The sequence below is a fragment of the Bifidobacterium sp. LH_419 genome (assembly GCF_056356955.1).
In genome coordinates this window covers 1-917 of the sequence record NZ_JBKEVG010000034.1, presented here as the reverse complement: position 1 = coordinate 917, position 917 = coordinate 1, and the positions used below count along the sequence as shown (strand labels likewise).

1 protein-coding gene is annotated in these 917 nt (G+C 66.7%); it reads right to left on the bottom strand.

Annotation, left to right across the window (positions count from 1 at the left end):
- Positions 1-737: 737 nt before the first annotated feature.
- On the bottom strand, positions 738-917 hold a 180-nt coding region (locus AC1AYX_RS10395), incomplete at its 5' end, for a hypothetical protein (RefSeq protein WP_476503411.1).

The window sequence follows — 917 nt, the reverse complement described above, 5'->3', positions numbered from 1 at the left end:
GGGCTGAGCCGTGAAGCGGAGAGCCCGGTGGGCTCTCCGTAGGCGAAGGCGAGCGACAGCGAGCTGATATGAGGTCGGCCGTAGGCCGTCCTTGATTGCGGTCGGGCTCCCGGCGTAGGCCGACTGGGGGAGAGACAGCGGCCGCAGGCCGCGGGAAACGGAATCGGCCTGCGGCCGATGCAATATCCCCGCGGCCTGCGGCCGCTCTTCTTCTCTCCCTCCGTCATCGCTTCGCGATGACACCTCCCTCGCAGAGGGAGGCAATGGTGGCTGGCCTTATGCCGGTTCGCCTGTCGGCTCGCGCATCGCCTACAAACGCCTCCGGCGCTTGTCTCATCGAGGCCCCGTGCCCGATCCACGGCACATCAACCTAAGCAACACGCAATGCGCCTAAGAAACGAGGCAGCGCATCCGAAAACCCAGATGCACGCAGTCACAGCGCGCCACACAAGCCTCTCCCAGCGCGATTTCCCCCAGTTGCGGCAGCCGCCCTGCCACAACTCCGCTCTCACGAGCTTATGTGGCATGCGCCGACGCCTACGGCGGGCAAAACCAGCGAGCAGGCACCATGGATACGACAAGAGGCCGTGGGCGGGGATTCTGGGATGGAATTCTCGCTCACGGCCCCTTGGGGTTGTGGTGTTGTGCGCAAGACTAGGAGCGGCTGGGGGCCGCTGTCTCTCCCCCAGTCGGCCTACGGCCGACAGCCCCCTCGTCAGAGGGGGCTTAGAGAACCGTTAGGCCTGGCGCTTGCGCCAGATAGTCAGGGCGACGCCGGCGGCGGCCAGCACGGCGACCACACCCAGCACGCCCGCCACGGCGGCACCCGTCTTGGACAGGACGCTACCAGTGTTCGGCGCAGGCGTAGGCTGCGGCTTCGGAGTCGGCGGGTTCGTGGTGTCGTACGCGAACGTGTA